Here is a 16016-nt window from a genome sequence, read left to right on the forward strand (position 1 = left end):
GTGCGCCTGTTCCTGGCGAGTTACCGCTTCGGGCGGCACGCGCAGCGGCTGGCCCGGCTCGTCGGCGGGCCGGGCCGGGTCGCGGTGGTGCCCAACGCCTGTGACGCCTGGCCGAGCGCCTGGCAAGCGGCGGTGACCAGCGACCTGGTGCCGCTGCGGCGGGCGGGCTACGCCCCCGAGGTGGTCGACCTGCGGGACCACCTCGGACAGCCCGCGGCGCTGGAGCGGCGGCTACGGGAGTTCCCGCTGCTGTGGGTGCGGGGTGGGAACACCTTCGTGCTGCGGGCGCAGTTCGCTCGCAGCGGGGCCGACCGCGTGATTCCCGCCCTGCTGGCCGAGGACCGGCTCGCCTACGCGGGGTACAGCGCCGGTGCGTGCGTGCTCACGCCCGACCTGCACGGGCTCGACGCCGTCGACGACCCGCAGGAAGTGGTCACGGCCTGTGGCGTCGCGCCGCGCTGGGACGGCCTCGGCCTGGTGCCCTACCGGATCGTCCCGCATCTCGACTCCCCCACCGACCCGGACGGCGCGTGCCGTCGCATCGCCGAGAGGTACCGGGCGGCCGGGGTGCCGCACCACGCGCTCACCGACGACGAGGTACTGGTGGTGGACGGGGACGAGTTCGAACGGCTGGGGTGAGCACTCCCGGACCGATCTGCCCGGCCGTGCCTGCGCGGACGGGTCAGCGGCGGAAGACGATCCAGCGCATCGCCGAGTACATGTAGATCGCCTCGCACCCGCCCGCCACCAGCCGCGCCAGGTGGTAGTCGAGGCCCGCCGCCGCCAGCCCGCTGCCCACGCCGAGGATGAACGCGAGATAGTTCACCACCACGACCACGACGTAGACGACCAGCTGACGGCCGACCGGTGCGTGCGAGTGGAAGTTGAGGGTGCGGTTGAGCACGAAGGCCACGCCGAACGCGCAGGCGTAGGCGATCGAGATCGCCACCGGCAGGGGCCAGCCCAGACCACCGTGCATGGCGGTCAACAGCAGCAGATCCAGCCCGAAGGTGCCGCTGTTGATCAGCGCGAAGCCGAGGAACGTCGGCGGGACGATCCGGTCCAGCCCCCACGGCAGCCGTCGCACCACGGCCGCGCACCAGGCGCTGAACCGGTCGGCGAGGTTGTCGGTGGTGACAGCGGCGGGCACGCCGCCAGGATGGCAGCGACAGGTGACGGCCGGATGATCATCGGGCGAACCGGAGACGATCCGGTCGGTCAGCCGATGCGGCTGACCGGTTCGGGACGCTCGAGGGCCGACCAGGCCATGGCCCACCGCCGCCGGGTGACGTCGTCGGCGTCGGCGAGCAGCGCGTCCAGCAGGGTCCGCGGATCCCGCCGCCAGCGCCCGACGATCCGTTCCAACGCCTGCTTGTCGAACAACCCCGAGCCCTCCAGGGCGGCCGCCCACGGGCCGAACTCGCCCGCGTGGATCCGGCGCAGCGTGTCGAGGTCGACCGCGGTGTCGCCGAGATCGTCGGCGAAGACGGCGGCGACGAGGTCGAGGTCCGGTCCTTCGGTGCGCATCGCATAACCTCTCTGGGCTCATCCCCGGGTGCGCGCGGAGCGCTGCTACCCGAGGTCGTTCTCGCTTTCCAACGGTCCTGCTTCGCCGACGACCCGACCCGGCGATTCTTGCCCGGCAACGTGCGAAATACCAGCCCGGGCGTACCAATTCACATCCGGACAACCCGCCCGGAACACCGGGCGCTCCGGGTAGCGTGGCACGGGTGGACCTGCACGACCTTGCTGCCGCGCTGTCCGACGGCGCCCTGCACACCGACCGCGACCTGCTGGAATCCTACCGACAGGACTGGGCCAAGGATCCCGCCGCCGGCGTACCGCTGGCGCTGGTCCGCGCGGCCGGAACCGCCGATGTGGTGGCGACCCTGCGCTGGGCGAACGAGCATCGGGTGCCGGTGGTGCCGCGCGGGGCGGGCTCCGGGCTGTCCGGCGGGGCCACCGCCCTCGACGGCGGCATCGTGGTGAGCACCGAGCGGATGCGCGCGATCACCGTCGACCCGGTCACCCGCACCGCCGTGGTGCAGCCCGGGCTGCTCAACGCCGAGGTCAAGCGCGCCGTCGCCGAGTACGGCCTGTGGTATCCGCCGGACCCGTCCTCGTTCGAGATGTGTTCGATCGGCGGCAACGCGGCGACCAACGCGGGCGGGCTGTGCTGCGTGAAGTACGGCGTCACCACCGACTACGTCCTCGGCATGGAAGTGGTGCTCGCCGACGGCACCCCGGTGCGCCTCGGCGGGCCACGCCTGAAGGACTCCGCGGGCTTGTCGCTGACCAAGCTGTTCGTGGGCAGCGAGGGCACGCTCGGCATCATCACCGAACTCACCCTGCGCCTGTTGCCCGCCCAGCCGCGGCAGAGCACCGTCGTGGCGAGCTTCGCCGACCTGTCCGCCGCCACCGAGGCCATCCTCGCCATCACCGCCGCGCTCCGGCCCTCGATGCTCGAGTTCATGGACAGCGTGGCGATCAACGCGGTCGAGGACGAATTGCGCATGGGATTGGACCGCTCGGCCGCCGCGCTGCTGGTCGCACGCTCCGACGCGCCGGGCGAGTTCGCCGCGCGGGAGGCCGAGCTGATGGCCGAGGCATGCGAGAAGTCCGGCGCCACCGAGGTTTTCCATACCGAGGACGCGCAGGAGGGCGAGGCGTTCACCGCGGCGCGGCGATTCGCCATCCCGGCGGTGGAGCGGCTCGGGCCGCTGCTGCTCGAGGACGTCGGGGTGCCGCTGCCGCGGCTCGGCGAGCTCGTCACCGGGATCGCCGAGATCGCCCGGCGCAACGAGGTCACCGTCTCGGTGATCGCGCACGCGGGCGACGGCAACACCCACCCGCTGATCGTGCACGACCCCACCGACGCCGACAACACCGCCCGCGCGCACCGCGCCTTCGGCGAGATCATGGAGCTGGCGATCGCCCTGGGCGGCACCATCACCGGCGAACACGGTGTCGGACGCTTGAAAAAGGCGTGGCTGCCCGATCAGCTCGGGCCGGACGTGATCGCGCTGACCAAGCGCATCAAGGACGCCCTCGACCCACACGGCATCCTCAACCCCGGCGCCATCCTCTGACCGCCGAGGAACATTCCCGCCAGCGAAGGAGTTGCATCCGATCATGACGACCAGGCTCGAGCACAACGCCGCCGACACCCGCTACGAGATCTACGTCGACGACACCCTCGCCGGGTACGCCGACTACGCCGAGCGGGAGGACGCCAAGGTCCGCGACTTCCACCACACGATCACCTTCCCGGAGTTCCGCGGGCAGGGCATCGCGGGCAAGGTCGTCGAATACGCCCTCGACGACACCAGGGCCGCGGGCTTCACGGTCGTCCCCACCTGCTGGTATGTGGAGAAGTTCATCGCCGAGCACCGCGAATACGCCGACCTGCTCGCCCCGTAGGGATCGACGAGCACAAGGGGTGGCCCGGAGGTTCCGGGCCACCCCTTCGCGTCGGGCGGGTCAGCCGCGCAGCAGGGCGCGGCTCATGACCACGCGCTGGATCTGGTTGGTGCCCTCGTAGATCTGAGTGATCTTCGCGTCGCGCATCATGCGCTCGACCGGGAAGTCGGTGGTGTAGCCCGCGCCGCCGAAGAGCTGCACGGCGTTGGTGGTGACCTCCATCGCCACATCGGAGGCGAAGCACTTGGCGGCGGCGGAGATGAAGCCGAGGTTCTTCTCACCGCGCTCGGCACGGGCGGCCGAGGTGTAGACCATGAGACGGGCCGCCTCGATCTTCATCGCCATGTCGGCCAGCATGAACTGGGTGTTCTGGAAATCGGCGATGGCCTGGCCGAACTGCTTGCGGTCCTTGGTGTAGGCGATCGCGGCGTCGAGCGCACCCTGGGCCAGGCCGACGGCCTGCGCGCCGATGGTCGGGCGGGTGTGGTCGAGGGTCTGCAGCGCGGTCTTGAAGCCGGTGCCGGGCTCGCCGATGATGCGGTCGCCCGGGATGCGGCAGTTCTCGAAGTACAGTTCGGCGGTCGGCGAACCCTTGATGCCGAGCTTGTGCTCGAGCGGGCCGACCACGAAGCCCTCGTCGTCCTTGTGGACCATGAACGCGGAGATGCCGTTGGCGCCCTTGTCGGGGTCGGTCACCGCCATCACGGTGTACCAGGACGACTTGCCGCCGTTGGTGATCCAGCACTTGGAACCGTTGAGGATCCAGTCGTCGCCGTCCTGGCGGGCGCGGGTGCGCATGCTCGCGGCGTCGGAGCCCGCCTCACGCTCGGACAGCGCGTAGGAGGCCATCTCGCCGTTGACGATGTCGGGCAGCACCTTCTGCTTGAGCTCCTCGGAGCCGTTGAGGATCAGGCCCATGGTGCCGAGCTTGTTGACCGCGGGGATGAGCGAGGACGAACCACAGACGCGGGCGACCTCCTCGATCACGATGCAGGTGGCGACCGAGTCGGCACCCTGCCCGCCGTAGGCGTCGGGCACGTGCACGGCGTTGAAGCCCGCGGCGTTGAGCGCGCTCAGCGCCTCCTCGGGGAAGCGCGAGTTGCCGTCGACGTCCTTGGCGTAGGGCGCGATCTCCTTCTCCGCCAGCGCGCGGATGGCCGCACGCAGTTCGTCATGGAAGTCTTCGAGCTTGAACAGATCGAAATCGGGGTTTCCCGCCATCGGGCACGCTCCTGGGTTTCGGGTGGGTCTCGCCGCGGTCAGCAGCCTCTCGGCACATCGGCACCGTGCATCTCGGCACTCAGTGCCATGCCGCCTCCCAGTATACGCACAACCAGGGAGGCACTTGGGGATACGTTATGGCACTCGGTGTCACACCGGGGCCGTGCGCCCGATCACAGACTACCCAGTCTGCGGGTGAGCAGGTCGGCGACGCGACGCGGCGGCAGATCCCGCGGGAACACCGCCACCACCAGTTCGTCGGACGCGGCCGGGCGCTCGGTGCCGCGCGGAATGGCGGCCAGCTCCACCCGCAGATCCGCCGCCCCGGCGTCGGACTCGCCCCGCACCATGCGCCGCAACAGGTAGTTGTGCGTGGCGGTCACCGCGGCGGTGAACTGGACCCGGGCCAGATCGGGCGAATCCGGCAGCCGGTCGCGCAGGTAGTCGGTGAACAGCCGCTCGTAGCGGAACACCGTGACGATCTCGCGCTCGCGCAACGCGGGCACGCGTCGCACCACGCGATACCGGCGCGCGGCGATGTCGCGCCACTGGGTGAACCGCTCGAAGACCTGCACGACGGCCTCGCACACGGCGTCCCACGGATCGCCCTGCGCCGCCTCCAGGAACGCCGACGCCGCGGCCAGCTGCGCCTCGTGATCGGCGAAGATCACGTCCTCCTTGGACCGGAACTGCCGGAAGAAGGTGCGCCGCGAGATCCCCGCCGCCTCCGCGATCTCGTCGACCGTGGTCGCCTCGTACCCCTTGTCGGCGAACAGCCGCAGCGCCTGATCCACCACCGTCAACCGGAACCGCGCCGGATCCACACCCACCCGCGCCCGCCCACTCTCCTCGCTCACCCCCCAACCGTATCGGCTGGACGACCGGGCTTCCCCGACCGAGAACGTTTCGAATATTTCGTTTATTGCGTATATTCGGATAGCGAGGAGGTGTGTGCGATGTCTCCAACCCACGCAGCCAAACGCATCGAGCCAGGCACCATCGACGCCGAGCTCGCCGCCCGAGCGATGCGGCGGATCAAGGACTACCTGGTAAAGCACCCCGCCGAAGAAACGGTCCCGGTAACCGCGGAAACGGGGCCGGACGAGCCGCTGGTTCTGCCGCGTGCCGTGGTGGACATGGTTGCGTTCATCCTCGCCCAAGCGGCCGCCGGACGAGGCGTGTCCCTCGTTCCGTCCAACGCCGAACTGACCACCCAGCAGGCTGCGGACATTCTGAACGTCTCCCGCCCCTATGTCGTCGGGCTCCTGGAATCGGGCGAGATCCCGTTCCGACTGGTGGGCACCCACCGCCGCATCAGGTTCGATGACTTGAAGGAGTACCAGCGGCGTAGCGAGGGACACAGCCGCGCCGCCGCCGACGAATTGTCCGACCTCGGTCAGGAGCTCGGCATCTGATGCCGTTCATCGCCCTGTACGACGCGAATGTTCTCTACGGCAACACGCTGCGCGACATGCTGATCCGCCTCGCTCGATCCGGGGTCGTCCAGGCGAAATGGACCGATGCGATCCTCGACGAGACCATGCGGACACTAGCGGCGAAGCGACCCGACATCGCCGAATCCAAGCTGAACCGCCTGCGCGAACTGATCGTCGCGGCCGTACCCGATTGCCTGGTCGAGGGTTACGAGCCGTTGATCGCCGGACTCCGGTTACCCGACCCCGACGACCGGCACGTGCTGGCGGCCGCGATCAAGGCGGGCGCCCAGGTGATAGTCACCGCCAACCTGGCCGACTTCCCCGCTGCCCAGCTGCGGCAGTGGGACATCGAGGCACGAGGCCCGGACGAGTTCGTCCTCGACCAAGTGCACCTCGACGATCGCGTGGTGTGGGCCTGCGTCCAACAGATCGCGGATTCTCGCCGCAACCCTCCCGAGACCGTCGACGACGTGCTCGAGGCACTCGAGAGCGCCGGCTTGGTCGAATCCGTCGCCGCGTTGCGGACTGGGCGGTAAACCGTCCGGTTCAGCCGAGGAGTTTGGTGCGGAGGGCCTCGTCCTTGTCGAGGACGAGTTTTTCCAGGTCGGCCTGGAACTGTTCCATGCGGGCGCGCAGGGTGGGGTCGGGGGCGGCGAGGATGCGGACGGCGAGCAGGCCGGCGTTGCGGGCGCCGCCGATGGAGACGGTGGCCACGGGCACGCCCGCGGGCATCTGCACGATGGACAGCAGGGAGTCCATGCCGTCGAGGTACTTCAGCGGCACGGGCACGCCGATCACCGGCAGCGGGGTGGCGGAGGCGACCATGCCCGGCAGGTGGGCGGCGCCGCCCGCACCGGCGATGATCACCTTCACCCCGCGGTCCGCGGCCCGGCGCGCGTAGTCGAGCATGCGCTGCGGGGTGCGGTGCGCGGAGACGACACCCACCTCGAACCGGACGCCGAACTCGGCCAGCGCCTCGGCGGCGGCCTCCATCGTCGGCCAGTCCGAGTCGCTGCCCATGATCAGCCCCACGGCCGGGCCTGCGGTGTCCATCTCACTCATGCGGATCCCATCCGTCGGTCCAAACGGCGTGCGACATCCAGTGCGCCGCCCGCTCTGCTTTCTCCCGCACCACGGCGACGTCGTCGCCGAGCACGTTGACGTGCCCGATCTTGCGGTCGGGCCGCTCCCCCTTGCCGTACAGGTGCACCTTGGCCTCGGGCATCCGGGCGAACAGGTGGTGCAGCCGCTCGTCCATCGACATCGCCGGCGCCTCGGGCGCGCCGAGGATGTTCGCCATCACGGTGACCGGCGCCAGCGGCGCGGTGTCGCCGAGCGGATAGTCCAGCACCGCGCGCAGGTGCTGCTCGAACTGACCGGTCCGGGCGCCGTCCATGCCCCAGTGGCCGGAGTTGTGCGGACGCATGGCCAGCTCGTTGACCAGCAGCTCGCCCGCGTGGGTCTCGAACAGCTCGACCGCCATCACCCCGACGACGCCGAGTTCACGAGCCAGGTTCAGCGCCATCGTCTCCGCCGCGGTCGCGATCTCGTCGGGCAGATCGGGCGCGGGCGCGATGACCACCGCGCACTGCCCGTTGCGCTGCACGGTCTCCACCACCGGCCAGGTCGCGGCCTGCCCGAAGGGCGAGCGGGCCACCATCGCCGACAGCTCACGACGCAGGTCCACCTTCGCCTCGGCCAGCAACCGGGTGCCGCGGGCGAGCTGGTCGGTGACCAGCCGCTCGGCCTCGGTGGCGTCGGCGGGCATCCACACCCCGCGCCCGTCGTAGCCGCCGCGGACGGCCTTGAGCACGAACGGCCAGCCGTGCTCGTCGCCGAAGGCGATCGCCTCGGCGGGCGCGGTGACGGCGGTGAACGCGGGTACCGGCAGGCCGAGTTCCGCGAGCCGGGTGCGCATGGCCAGCTTGTCCTGGGCGTAGACCAGCGCGGTGGGCGGCGGCGCGACGTTGACGCCCTCGGCGACCAGCACCTCGAGATGTTCGGTCGGCACGTGCTCGTGGTCGAAGGTCAGCGCGTGCGAGCCGACGGCCGCCTTGCGCAGCGCGGCCAGATCGGTGTGCGAACCGAGCACGACCTCGGGACTGACCTGGGCGGCCGGGTCGTCGACCTTCTCGGCCAGTACCCGCAGCCGCTGGCCGAGGGCGATCGCGGCCTGGTGGGTCATCCGTGCCAACTGCCCGCCGCCGATCATGGTGACGGTGGGCATGGTCGCGGGATCGAAGCTACGGGTGCTCACGTCATGCAATCTTGTCACGTCGGGTCCGCGGGACCCCTACCGGTACACTCGGCACTCGTGTCCATTGCCGACGACGCGGTCAGCGTCCTCCCCGAGCCCTTGCGGGAGATCGCCTACCGCCACCACGAGCTGATCAAGTTCGCCATCGTCGGGGCCACCACCTTCGTCATCGACAGCGGCATCTTCTATGCCCTGAAGTGGACCGTGCTCACCGAGAAGCCGGTCACCGCCAAGATCATCTCCGGCGTCGTCGCCGTGATCGCCTCCTACGTGCTCAACCGCGAATGGTCGTTCAAGAATCGCGGCGGCCGCGAGCGCCATCACGAGGCCCTGCTGTTCTTCGTGGTCAGCGGCATCGGCGTGGCGTTGAGCAACATCCCGCTGTGGATCTCGAGCTACGTGTTCGACCTGCGGCAACCCGCGGTCAGTTTCACCGTGGAGAACATCGCCGATTTCGTCAGCGCCTTCATCATCGGCAACCTGCTGCAGATGGCGTTCCGGTTCTGGGCCATGCGCCGCTGGGTGTTCCCCGACGAGATGGGGGAACTGGAGGCCGAGCTCGAGGAGCTCATGGAGGAAGAGCAGCTCGGGCGCAGCTGATCAACGCGGCTCGGGGGTGATCGCGACCGGCCGGTTCGGCGCGGAGGACCCCAGGAACACCCGGAACAACGCGGGGCGACGGCGCTGCAGTTCGAGCCTGCCGCCGTCGGCCTCGATAAGGGCGCGCGCCAGCGCGAGGCCGACGCCGGTCGAACCGCCCGCGGAGAAGCCGCGATCGAAGATGTGCGGGGCGAGTTCGTCGCGCACACCCTCCCCTTCGTCGGCGACCTCCACGCACACCAGCGGCTCGCGGCCGTAGCCGGGGCGCACCGAGCGCACCGAGACGGTGCAGGTGCCGTCGCCGTGCATGAGCGCGTTGTCGACCAGCACGGTCACCGCCTCGCGCAGCCGGGACGCGGTCACCGGCGCACGCAGCGTCTCGTCCCCGGCCAGCAGTAGGGCACGGCCCGCCTCGTCGAAGGGGTGCTTCCACTCCTCGACGACACCGCGCAGCTCCTCCAGCACCGCGATGGGGTCGCGGTCGGCGGCGTCCTCGTCGCGGGAGGCGCGCACCAGATCGTCGATGGCCTCGGTGAGCCGGTCGACCTGCGCCATCGCCTCCTCGGCCTCGTGCACCACCTCCGGGTCGGTGTGCGCGGACAGCTCGTCCAGCCGCAACCGCACCGCGGTGAGCCTGCTGCGCAGCTGATGGGAGACGTCGGCGACGAGCGCGTGCTCGCGTTGCAGGCGGCCGGCGATCTCCACCGTCGCCGAGTCGAGCACGTCGGAGACGCGGTCGAGTTCGGCGATGCCGTGCCTGCGCGGATCGGGACGGAAATCGCCCATCGCCAGGCGCGCCGCCCGGGCCGCGACGTCACGCAGCGGGTCGGCGACCCGGCGCGCGGTGACCACCGCGACACTGGCGGCGGCGCCGAGCGAGGCCAGCACCGCCAACGCCACCACCGCGACCGCCTGGCGCTGCATCTCCTTCATCGGCGCCGCGGGCACCTCGAGCCGCAGCGAACCCGAGGTGCCCATGGCCAGCGACTCCACCAGCGGATCGTCGACGTGTGCCGCGCCGAGGTCGACCCGGGAGGCGTTGTCCTGGGGGGCCGGATAGACGACGGTCAGCTTGCCGTTCACCGGCACCAGCGCACGTACCGCCCGCACGTCGAGCCCGCCGTGCACCATCCCGTCGACACCTTCCTGGGCCACCACCTCGGCGGCGATGCGGTCCAGGCGATTGCGCAGATCGTTGCGGGTGATGTCCTCCACCCACAGCCACGCCAGGTAGGTCAGCGGCACGCCGAGCACGACCGTGGTGATGGTCAGCACGGCCAGCATGGACCGCAGGATCCGGCGGCGCACGTCAGTCCGTGTTCAGCCGGAAGCCGACACCGCGCACCGTGACGATGCGGCGTTCGGCCATCGGGCCCTCGTCGCCGATCTTGCGGCGCAACCACGACATGTGCATGTCGAGGGTCTTGGACCCGCGCAGTTCGGCGTCGCCCCAGACCTCGCGCAGGATCGTCTCGCGCGGCACCACCTGGCCCGCCCGGTCGATCAGCACCTTGAGCAGCTCGTATTCCTTGTTCGCCAGACCGACCTCGACGCCGTTGACCAGCACCCGCCGCGCGGCCGGCTCCAGCCGGATGCCGCCGACCTCCACCGCCTCGTCACCGATGCCGCTGCGCCGCAACAAGGCCCGGACCCGGGCGAGCAGTTCGGCGAGCCGGAAGGGTTTGCCCACGTAGTCGTCGGCACCGGCGTCCAAGCCGACCACGAAGTCGACCTCGTCGGTGCGCGCGGTGAGCATCAGCACCGCCAGGTCGGCGCCGCGGGCCCGGACCTGGCGGCACACCTCGAGCCCGTCCATTCCGGGCAGGCCGAGGTCGAGGATGAGCAGATCGTGATTGCCCTCCAGGGCCCGGCGCAGCACGGCCGGGCCGAAGCTCTCCACGGTGACGGTGTAGCCCTCCCGCCCCAGGGCGCGCGACAGCGGGGCGGCGATGGCCTCGTCGTCTTCGGCCAGGAGTACGGCGGTCATGCCACCAGATTACGGTTCAGTGCTCGCGCTGCGCCTCGAACACCTGGTAGTAGAGCAGCGCGTGCACCTTCTGCACGGCCGGGATGTCGTCGTATTCCAGCGGCTCCTCCGACGACGAGCCGATGATCAGGGTGCCGGTCCCGAGCAGCCGGTCGAAGAGCCCGTGGCGGAACTGCACGCTGGAGATGCGGCTCATCGGGATGTCGATGCCGGTGTGGGTCACCACGCCCTGCCGCACCAGCACCCGGCGCTCGGTGACGATGAAATGCGTTGACTTCCAGGCGAGCACGGGCGCGACCACGCGCCACACCACCACAACCGCCCACAGCGCGGGCACCAGGATCAACAGCGCGGTCCGCAGCGTGCCCTCGGTGGTGCGGTAGGCGAGTCCGCCGGCGAATCCTGCGAGGGCCGTGGCGACGATGAGCGTCACGATGGGCCAGAACAGCATCTTCCAATGCGGATGGCGGTGGAGTATCAGGTGCTCGTCGGGCGCGAGCACATCCTCCGGGTAACCCATGTGGGCAAACCCTACTCTCGCGACCGTCACGCGCCCGGCAACCCGGCCCGTGACACGGGCCATCACAGCGGATTTCGCCGGTCGCGCGAACTCAGTACTGTCCGCGCAGATGCGTGACGTCGCCCGCGGAGACCGCGTCGTCGCCGATCAGCAAACGCCCGGCGTCGTCGATGCCGGTGGCGATGCCGGTGAGCGTGCGCCCACCCGGCAGTTCGGCCATGACCTGGGCGCCGATGGTGGCGCACCGCTCCCGGTAGGCGGCCGCGAGTTCGGTGGTGTCCCAGCCCGCCTGGCGCCAGGCGTCGAACCGGCGGGAGAACTCGGCGAGGATCGCCAGCACCACCGCGGTGCGGTCCACCTGGGCCGCACCGGCGAGCTCGAGCGAGATGGCATGGGGCACGGGCAGTTCCGCCGCCGAGAGGCTGACGTTGACGCCGACGCCGACCACCACCGCGGGAGTGCCGCCGCTCGCGGCGACCTCGGCCAGGATGCCCGCGACCTTGCGCCCGCCGATGAGCACGTCGTTGGGCCACTTGAGATCCGCGGGCACGCCCGCGGCGGCGCGCAGCGCGTCCACCACGGCCACCCCGGTCAGCAGCGGCAGCCAGCCGAGCACCGCGGGCTCGAGCCCGCGCGGGCGCACCAGCATCGACATGGCGATCTGCGCACGCGGCGGGCTGGTCCAGCTGCGGGCGTGCCTGCCGCGCCCGGCCTGCTGCGTCTCGGCGAGCAGGACGGTGCCCGCCGCGCCGGGGTCGCTCGCCCGCGCGATCAGGTCGGCGTTGGTCGATCCGGTGGCCTCGACCACCTCGACCCGCGAGAACAACGACAACTCCGGTGATTCGACACCGCGCCGCAGCCGGGTCACATCCAGGGGCGGGCGCCGTGACGCATCCGACGAAGGGCTTTGCACACGGTGAGGCTACCGCCGGGCCGGAGGGATCATTCGCGCAGGGCAGAGCCGTGGCAAGAGGGCTCGACGTGGGGTTCGACCTGCGCTTTTCTACTCACGGGTAGCCCCCGCGCCGTTACAGACCATTCCTGTCTCTGGTTACACTCCGAAGCCATGACGAGTGTCCAGCAGCAGTCCGCATCAGGTTCGGCGGGCTCCCCCGATATCCACACCACCGCCGGGAAGCTGGCTGACCTGCGGAATCGGCTGGAAGAGGCCAAACACCCGATGGGTGAGGCCGTGGTCGACAAGGTGCACGCGAAGGGCAAGATGACCGCCCGCGAGCGCATCCTGGCGCTGCTCGACGAAGGCTCGTTCGTCGAGCTCGACGCGTTGGCCCGGCACCGCAGCGTCAACTTCGGCCTGGAGAACAACCGCCCGCTGGGCGACGGCGTGGTCACCGGCTACGGCACCATCGACGGCCGCGACGTCTGCATCTTCAGCCAGGACGTCACCGTCTTCGGCGGCAGCCTCGGCGAGGTCTACGGCGAGAAGATCGTCAAGGTCATGGACCTGGCGCTCAAGACCGGCCGTCCGCTGATCGGCATCAACGAGGGCGCGGGCGCGCGCATCCAGGAGGGCGTGGTCTCGCTCGGCCTCTACGGCGAGATCTTCCACCGCAACATCCAGGCCTCCGGCGTGATCCCGCAGATCTCGCTGATCATGGGCCCGGCCGCGGGCGGGCACGTCTACTCCCCCGCGCTCACCGACTTCGTGGTGATGGTCGACCAGACCAGCCAGATGTTCGTCACCGGTCCCGACGTCATCAAGACCGTCACCGGCGAGGAAGTCACCATGGAGGAGCTGGGCGGCGCCCACACCCACATGGTGAAGTCCGGTGTGGCCCACTACGTCGCCTCCGGCGAGCAGGACGCCCTGGACTACGTCAAGGATCTGCTGTCCTACCTGCCGAGCAACAACCGTGCCGAGCCGCCGCGGTTCCCGGCCTCCGACCCGATCGAGGGCGCCATCGAGGACTCGCTCACCGACGAGGACCTCGAGCTGGACACGATCATCCCGGACTCGCCGAACCAGCCCTACGACATGCACGAGGTCATCCGTCGCCTGCTCGACGACGACGAGTTCCTCGAGGTGCAGGCCGAGCGCGCGATGAACATCATCGTCGGCTTCGGGCGCATCGACGGCCGCAGCGTGGGCATCGTGGCCAACCAGCCGACCCAGTTCGCCGGCTGCCTCGACATCGACGCCTCGGAGAAGGCGGCACGGTTCGTGCGCACCTGCGACGCGTTCAACGTCCCGATCATCACGCTGGTGGACGTGCCCGGTTTCCTGCCCGGCACCGGCCAGGAGTACAACGGCATCATCCGCCGCGGCGCGAAGCTGCTCTACGCCTACGGCGAGGCCACTGTGGGCAAGATCACGATCATCACCCGCAAGGCCTACGGCGGCGCCTACGACGTGATGGGTTCCAAGCACATGGGCGCCGATGTGAACCTCGCCTGGCCGACCGCGCAGATCGCCGTGATGGGTGCCTCCGGCGCCGTCGGGTTCGTCTACCGCAAGCAGTTGCAGCAGGCCGCCAAGGACGGCGCCGACGTCGATGCGCTGCGGCTCGAGCTCCAGAACGAGTACGAGGACACCCTCGTGAACCCCTACGTCGCCGCCGAGCGCGGGTACGTCGACGCGGTCATCCCGCCCTCGCACACCCGGGGCCAGATCGTCTCGGCGCTGCGTCTGCTCGAGCGCAAGATGGTCACTCTGCCGCCGAAGAAACACGGCAACATCCCGCTCTGAATAAGCGATACCCTCGGTAGGCCGCGCACACTGGTAACGAGAGGCGATGAGCCGATCCGAGGGAACACGCCTGATCGAGATAGAGAGAGGATCTGGCACTGTGACGACCGTGGCAGAAGAAGAGGTGTTGACCGCCGCCGAGCTGGATCTCGCCGTCGAACCGGTCACCGACGCGGCCGAGAGCGAAGCGAGCACCGACGCGCCGACGGCGGAGGCCGGTGCGGCTCCGTTCCTGCGCATCCTCAAGGGCTCACCCACCGATGCGGAAATCGCCGCGCTGGTGTGCGTATTCGCGGCGGCGGCGGGCAACGGCGGCCAGGACTCCGGTCCGGCCCGGCCCCTCGACATGTGGGGCAGGCCGACCCTCATGCACCGCGGGACGTCGCCCTTCTCGCCGTACGCGTTCCCGCAGCTGTCGCAGCTGCGCTGACGGCGGGACATGACCTCGACGCTGGTTCTCGCGTCCGCGTCCCCCGCGCGCAGGCAGGTTCTGCGCGCGGCGGGCATCGACCCGGTCGTCCGGGTCTCCGACGTCGACGAGGACGCGGTGGCCGCGGCACTGCCGCCGGACACCGCGCCCGCGACGGTGGTGGTCGAACTCGCCCGCGCCAAGGCCGCGGCGGTGGCCGCCGACATTCCCGAGTACGCCACCGATTGCGTTGTCGTCGGCTGTGATTCGATGCTGCTGCTCGACGGTGAGCTACAGGGCAAACCCCATACTCCCGAGGTGGCGCGCGCCCGCTGGGCGCAGATGGCCGGGCGCAGCGCCGAACTCGTCACCGGGCACTGCGTGCTGCGGCTGCGCGGGGGCGCCGTCGTCGCCGAGGCGACCGACTGCAGCGCCACCACGGTCCATTTCGCGAAGCCCGAGCCCGAGGAACTCGACGCCTATCTGGCCTCGGGTGAACCTCTCCAGGTGGCCGGTGCGTTCACCCTCGACGGGCTCGGCGGCTGGTTCGTCGACCGGATCGAGGGCGACCCGTCCAGCGTTATCGGGATCGGCCTACCACTGCTGCGCCGACTGCTTGGCGACGTTGGGGTCGGTGTTGCGCAGCTGTGGCGCCACCCGGCCCGCTGAGGGCGGCGTGAGGGCCGGTTCGGCCTCGTTCTCCGCGCCGATCGGCACGGCGGCCCGGCGCGCCAGCTCCAGGCGCGCCACGCACAGCTCCGGCTCCACGAACGGATGCAGGCGCACGTTCACCGCGCCACGCTCGCCGCTGCGGTCGAGCACCTCCTCGATCAGCCCCAGATGCACACCGCACACCACGTCGGTGTGGGTGCGCGCCAGATCGCGCAGGGGGCAGCCGGTCATCCGGATCACCACCTGATCGCTCTCCTCGCCGGAGGGGTCGCGTTCGGGGGCGAAGCCGAGTTCGGACAGCAGGCCGACGGTGACCTCCCGCACGTCGGCAAGTGTCTCGATGCGGCGCTCCTCGGCGTCGAGCTTCGCACCCCAGGCCCGGCCCGCCGCGACCGCCGCCTCGGAACGGCTGCGCGAATCCGGACCGAGCTGCTCGGCGAGCACCTGGGCCAATTCCTGATAACCGAGGGTGCGCTGCACCGCGCGATAGCCGATGCGTGGCCTGCCCCGGCCGCGGGGCGGTTGCTGGAATTGCCGGACCAGCGATTCCTTGGTCAGTACATCGAGGTGGAAACGAACCGTGGTGACGTGCTGTCCGGTGATTCTGGCCAGTTCCTGGGCATCGAGGGGCTCGCTTGCGCCACGTAGGATCGCGAGCAGTCGCCGCCGCGGCCAAGAATCGGACATAGCTCACCCCTCCTCTCCGGAGACTTTATCGGATGCCGGTTCGATCTATTCGTCCATTCGGTCGATTGGGCATCTGAAACGAGTTTCAGTATCGACCCAC

At 70.1% G+C, this 16016-nt stretch carries 20 protein-coding genes; 9 read left to right on the top strand and 11 right to left on the bottom strand.

Going from position 1 to position 16016, the window contains the following annotated elements:
• Positions 1-639, top strand: coding sequence for a Type 1 glutamine amidotransferase-like domain-containing protein (locus AMO33_RS15220; RefSeq protein ID WP_060593022.1), 639 nt, complete (start codon positions 1-3; stop codon positions 637-639).
• A gap of 43 nt (positions 640-682) precedes the next feature.
• Here the strand turns inward: AMO33_RS15220 and AMO33_RS15225 are convergent, their stop codons facing one another.
• Entirely contained in the window at positions 683-1150 is a 468-nt protein-coding gene (locus AMO33_RS15225) for a GtrA family protein (RefSeq protein ID WP_060593023.1), read from the bottom strand.
• A 68-nt stretch (positions 1151-1218) separates the two neighbouring features.
• Positions 1219-1527, bottom strand: coding sequence for a hypothetical protein (locus AMO33_RS15230; protein ID WP_011207538.1), 309 nt, complete (start codon positions 1525-1527; stop codon positions 1219-1221).
• A 203-nt stretch (positions 1528-1730) separates the two neighbouring features.
• Between AMO33_RS15230 and AMO33_RS15235 the strand changes: the two genes are divergently transcribed.
• Together AMO33_RS15235 and AMO33_RS15240 are read left to right on the top strand one after the other, a co-directional pair.
• Positions 1731-3089: an FAD-binding oxidoreductase gene (locus AMO33_RS15235; RefSeq protein ID WP_041559879.1), complete on the top strand. Its 1359-nt coding sequence runs from the start codon at positions 1731-1733 to the stop codon at positions 3087-3089.
• A 43-nt stretch (positions 3090-3132) separates the two neighbouring features.
• Positions 3133-3420 carry a GNAT family N-acetyltransferase gene (locus tag AMO33_RS15240; protein ID WP_041559878.1) on the top strand — a complete coding sequence of 96 codons (288 nt, stop codon included), beginning with the start codon at positions 3133-3135 and terminating at the stop codon, positions 3418-3420.
• A gap of 60 nt (positions 3421-3480) precedes the next feature.
• Here the strand turns inward: AMO33_RS15240 and AMO33_RS15245 are convergent, their stop codons facing one another.
• A complete protein-coding gene (locus AMO33_RS15245; RefSeq protein WP_011207535.1) occupies positions 3481-4641 on the bottom strand; it encodes an acyl-CoA dehydrogenase in 1161 nt (386 codons plus the stop codon).
• 173 nt (positions 4642-4814) lie between these two features.
• Entirely contained in the window at positions 4815-5498 is a 684-nt protein-coding gene (locus AMO33_RS15250; RefSeq protein WP_060593024.1) for a TetR family transcriptional regulator, read from the bottom strand.
• Between the two features lie 99 nt (positions 5499-5597).
• On the opposite strand from AMO33_RS15250, the gene AMO33_RS15255 reads away from it, so the two are divergent.
• Entirely contained in the window at positions 5598-6056 is a 459-nt protein-coding gene (locus AMO33_RS15255) for a helix-turn-helix domain-containing protein (protein WP_050767956.1), read from the top strand.
• Entirely contained in the window at positions 6056-6613 is a 558-nt protein-coding gene (locus AMO33_RS15260) for a PIN domain-containing protein (protein WP_011207532.1), read from the top strand. Before AMO33_RS15255 ends, AMO33_RS15260 begins: the two co-directional genes overlap by 1 nt.
• Before the next feature lie 10 nt (positions 6614-6623).
• Here the strand turns inward: AMO33_RS15260 and purE are convergent, their stop codons facing one another.
• Entirely contained in the window at positions 6624-7130 is a 507-nt protein-coding gene (gene purE / locus AMO33_RS15265) for a 5-(carboxyamino)imidazole ribonucleotide mutase (protein WP_373862086.1), read from the bottom strand.
• Between the two features lies 1 nt (position 7131).
• On the bottom strand, positions 7132-8334 hold the full coding sequence (locus AMO33_RS15270) for a 5-(carboxyamino)imidazole ribonucleotide synthase (RefSeq protein WP_041559875.1): 1203 nt from the start codon (positions 8332-8334) through the stop codon (positions 7132-7134).
• 57 nt (positions 8335-8391) lie between these two features.
• Here AMO33_RS15270 and AMO33_RS15275 point away from each other — a divergent pair, with 57 nt between their 5' ends.
• Complete coding sequence (locus tag AMO33_RS15275) at positions 8392-8934, top strand: GtrA family protein (RefSeq protein ID WP_011207529.1); 543 nt, start codon at positions 8392-8394, stop codon at positions 8932-8934.
• Here the strand turns inward: AMO33_RS15275 and AMO33_RS15280 are convergent, their stop codons facing one another.
• The 4 genes from AMO33_RS15280 to AMO33_RS15295 form a co-directional block, all read right to left on the bottom strand.
• Complete coding sequence (locus tag AMO33_RS15280; RefSeq protein ID WP_060593026.1) at positions 8935-10242, bottom strand: sensor histidine kinase; 1308 nt, start codon at positions 10240-10242, stop codon at positions 8935-8937.
• Position 10243: 1 nt separating this feature from the next.
• Positions 10244-10921, bottom strand: coding sequence for a response regulator transcription factor (locus AMO33_RS15285; RefSeq protein WP_011207527.1), 678 nt, complete (start codon positions 10919-10921; stop codon positions 10244-10246).
• A gap of 16 nt (positions 10922-10937) precedes the next feature.
• Positions 10938-11441 (bottom strand): PH domain-containing protein, encoded by a 504-nt coding sequence (locus tag AMO33_RS15290; protein WP_060593027.1) that lies wholly within the window; start codon positions 11439-11441, stop codon positions 10938-10940.
• 91 nt (positions 11442-11532) lie between these two features.
• Entirely contained in the window at positions 11533-12354 is an 822-nt protein-coding gene (locus tag AMO33_RS15295) for a biotin--[acetyl-CoA-carboxylase] ligase (RefSeq protein WP_060593028.1), read from the bottom strand.
• Positions 12355-12507: 153 nt separating this feature from the next.
• Here AMO33_RS15295 and AMO33_RS15300 point away from each other — a divergent pair, with 153 nt between their 5' ends.
• From AMO33_RS15300 to AMO33_RS15310, 3 genes are all read left to right on the top strand, one after another.
• On the top strand, positions 12508-14148 hold the full coding sequence (locus AMO33_RS15300) for an acyl-CoA carboxylase subunit beta (RefSeq protein WP_060593029.1): 1641 nt from the start codon (positions 12508-12510) through the stop codon (positions 14146-14148).
• A 100-nt stretch (positions 14149-14248) separates the two neighbouring features.
• Positions 14249-14578: an acyl-CoA carboxylase subunit epsilon gene (locus AMO33_RS15305; protein WP_060593030.1), complete on the top strand. Its 330-nt coding sequence runs from the start codon at positions 14249-14251 to the stop codon at positions 14576-14578.
• Between the two features lie 9 nt (positions 14579-14587).
• A complete protein-coding gene (locus AMO33_RS15310) occupies positions 14588-15226 on the top strand; it encodes a nucleoside triphosphate pyrophosphatase (protein ID WP_060593031.1) in 639 nt (212 codons plus the stop codon).
• On the opposite strand, the gene AMO33_RS15315 is transcribed toward AMO33_RS15310, so the two are convergent.
• Positions 15152-15916, bottom strand: coding sequence for a helix-turn-helix transcriptional regulator (locus tag AMO33_RS15315; protein ID WP_060593032.1), 765 nt, complete (start codon positions 15914-15916; stop codon positions 15152-15154). The genes AMO33_RS15310 and AMO33_RS15315 overlap by 75 nt on opposite strands.
• Positions 15917-16016: the final 100 nt, after the last annotated feature.

This window comes from Nocardia farcinica (assembly GCF_001182745.1).
Classification (GTDB): domain Bacteria; phylum Actinomycetota; class Actinomycetes; order Mycobacteriales; family Mycobacteriaceae; genus Nocardia; species Nocardia farcinica.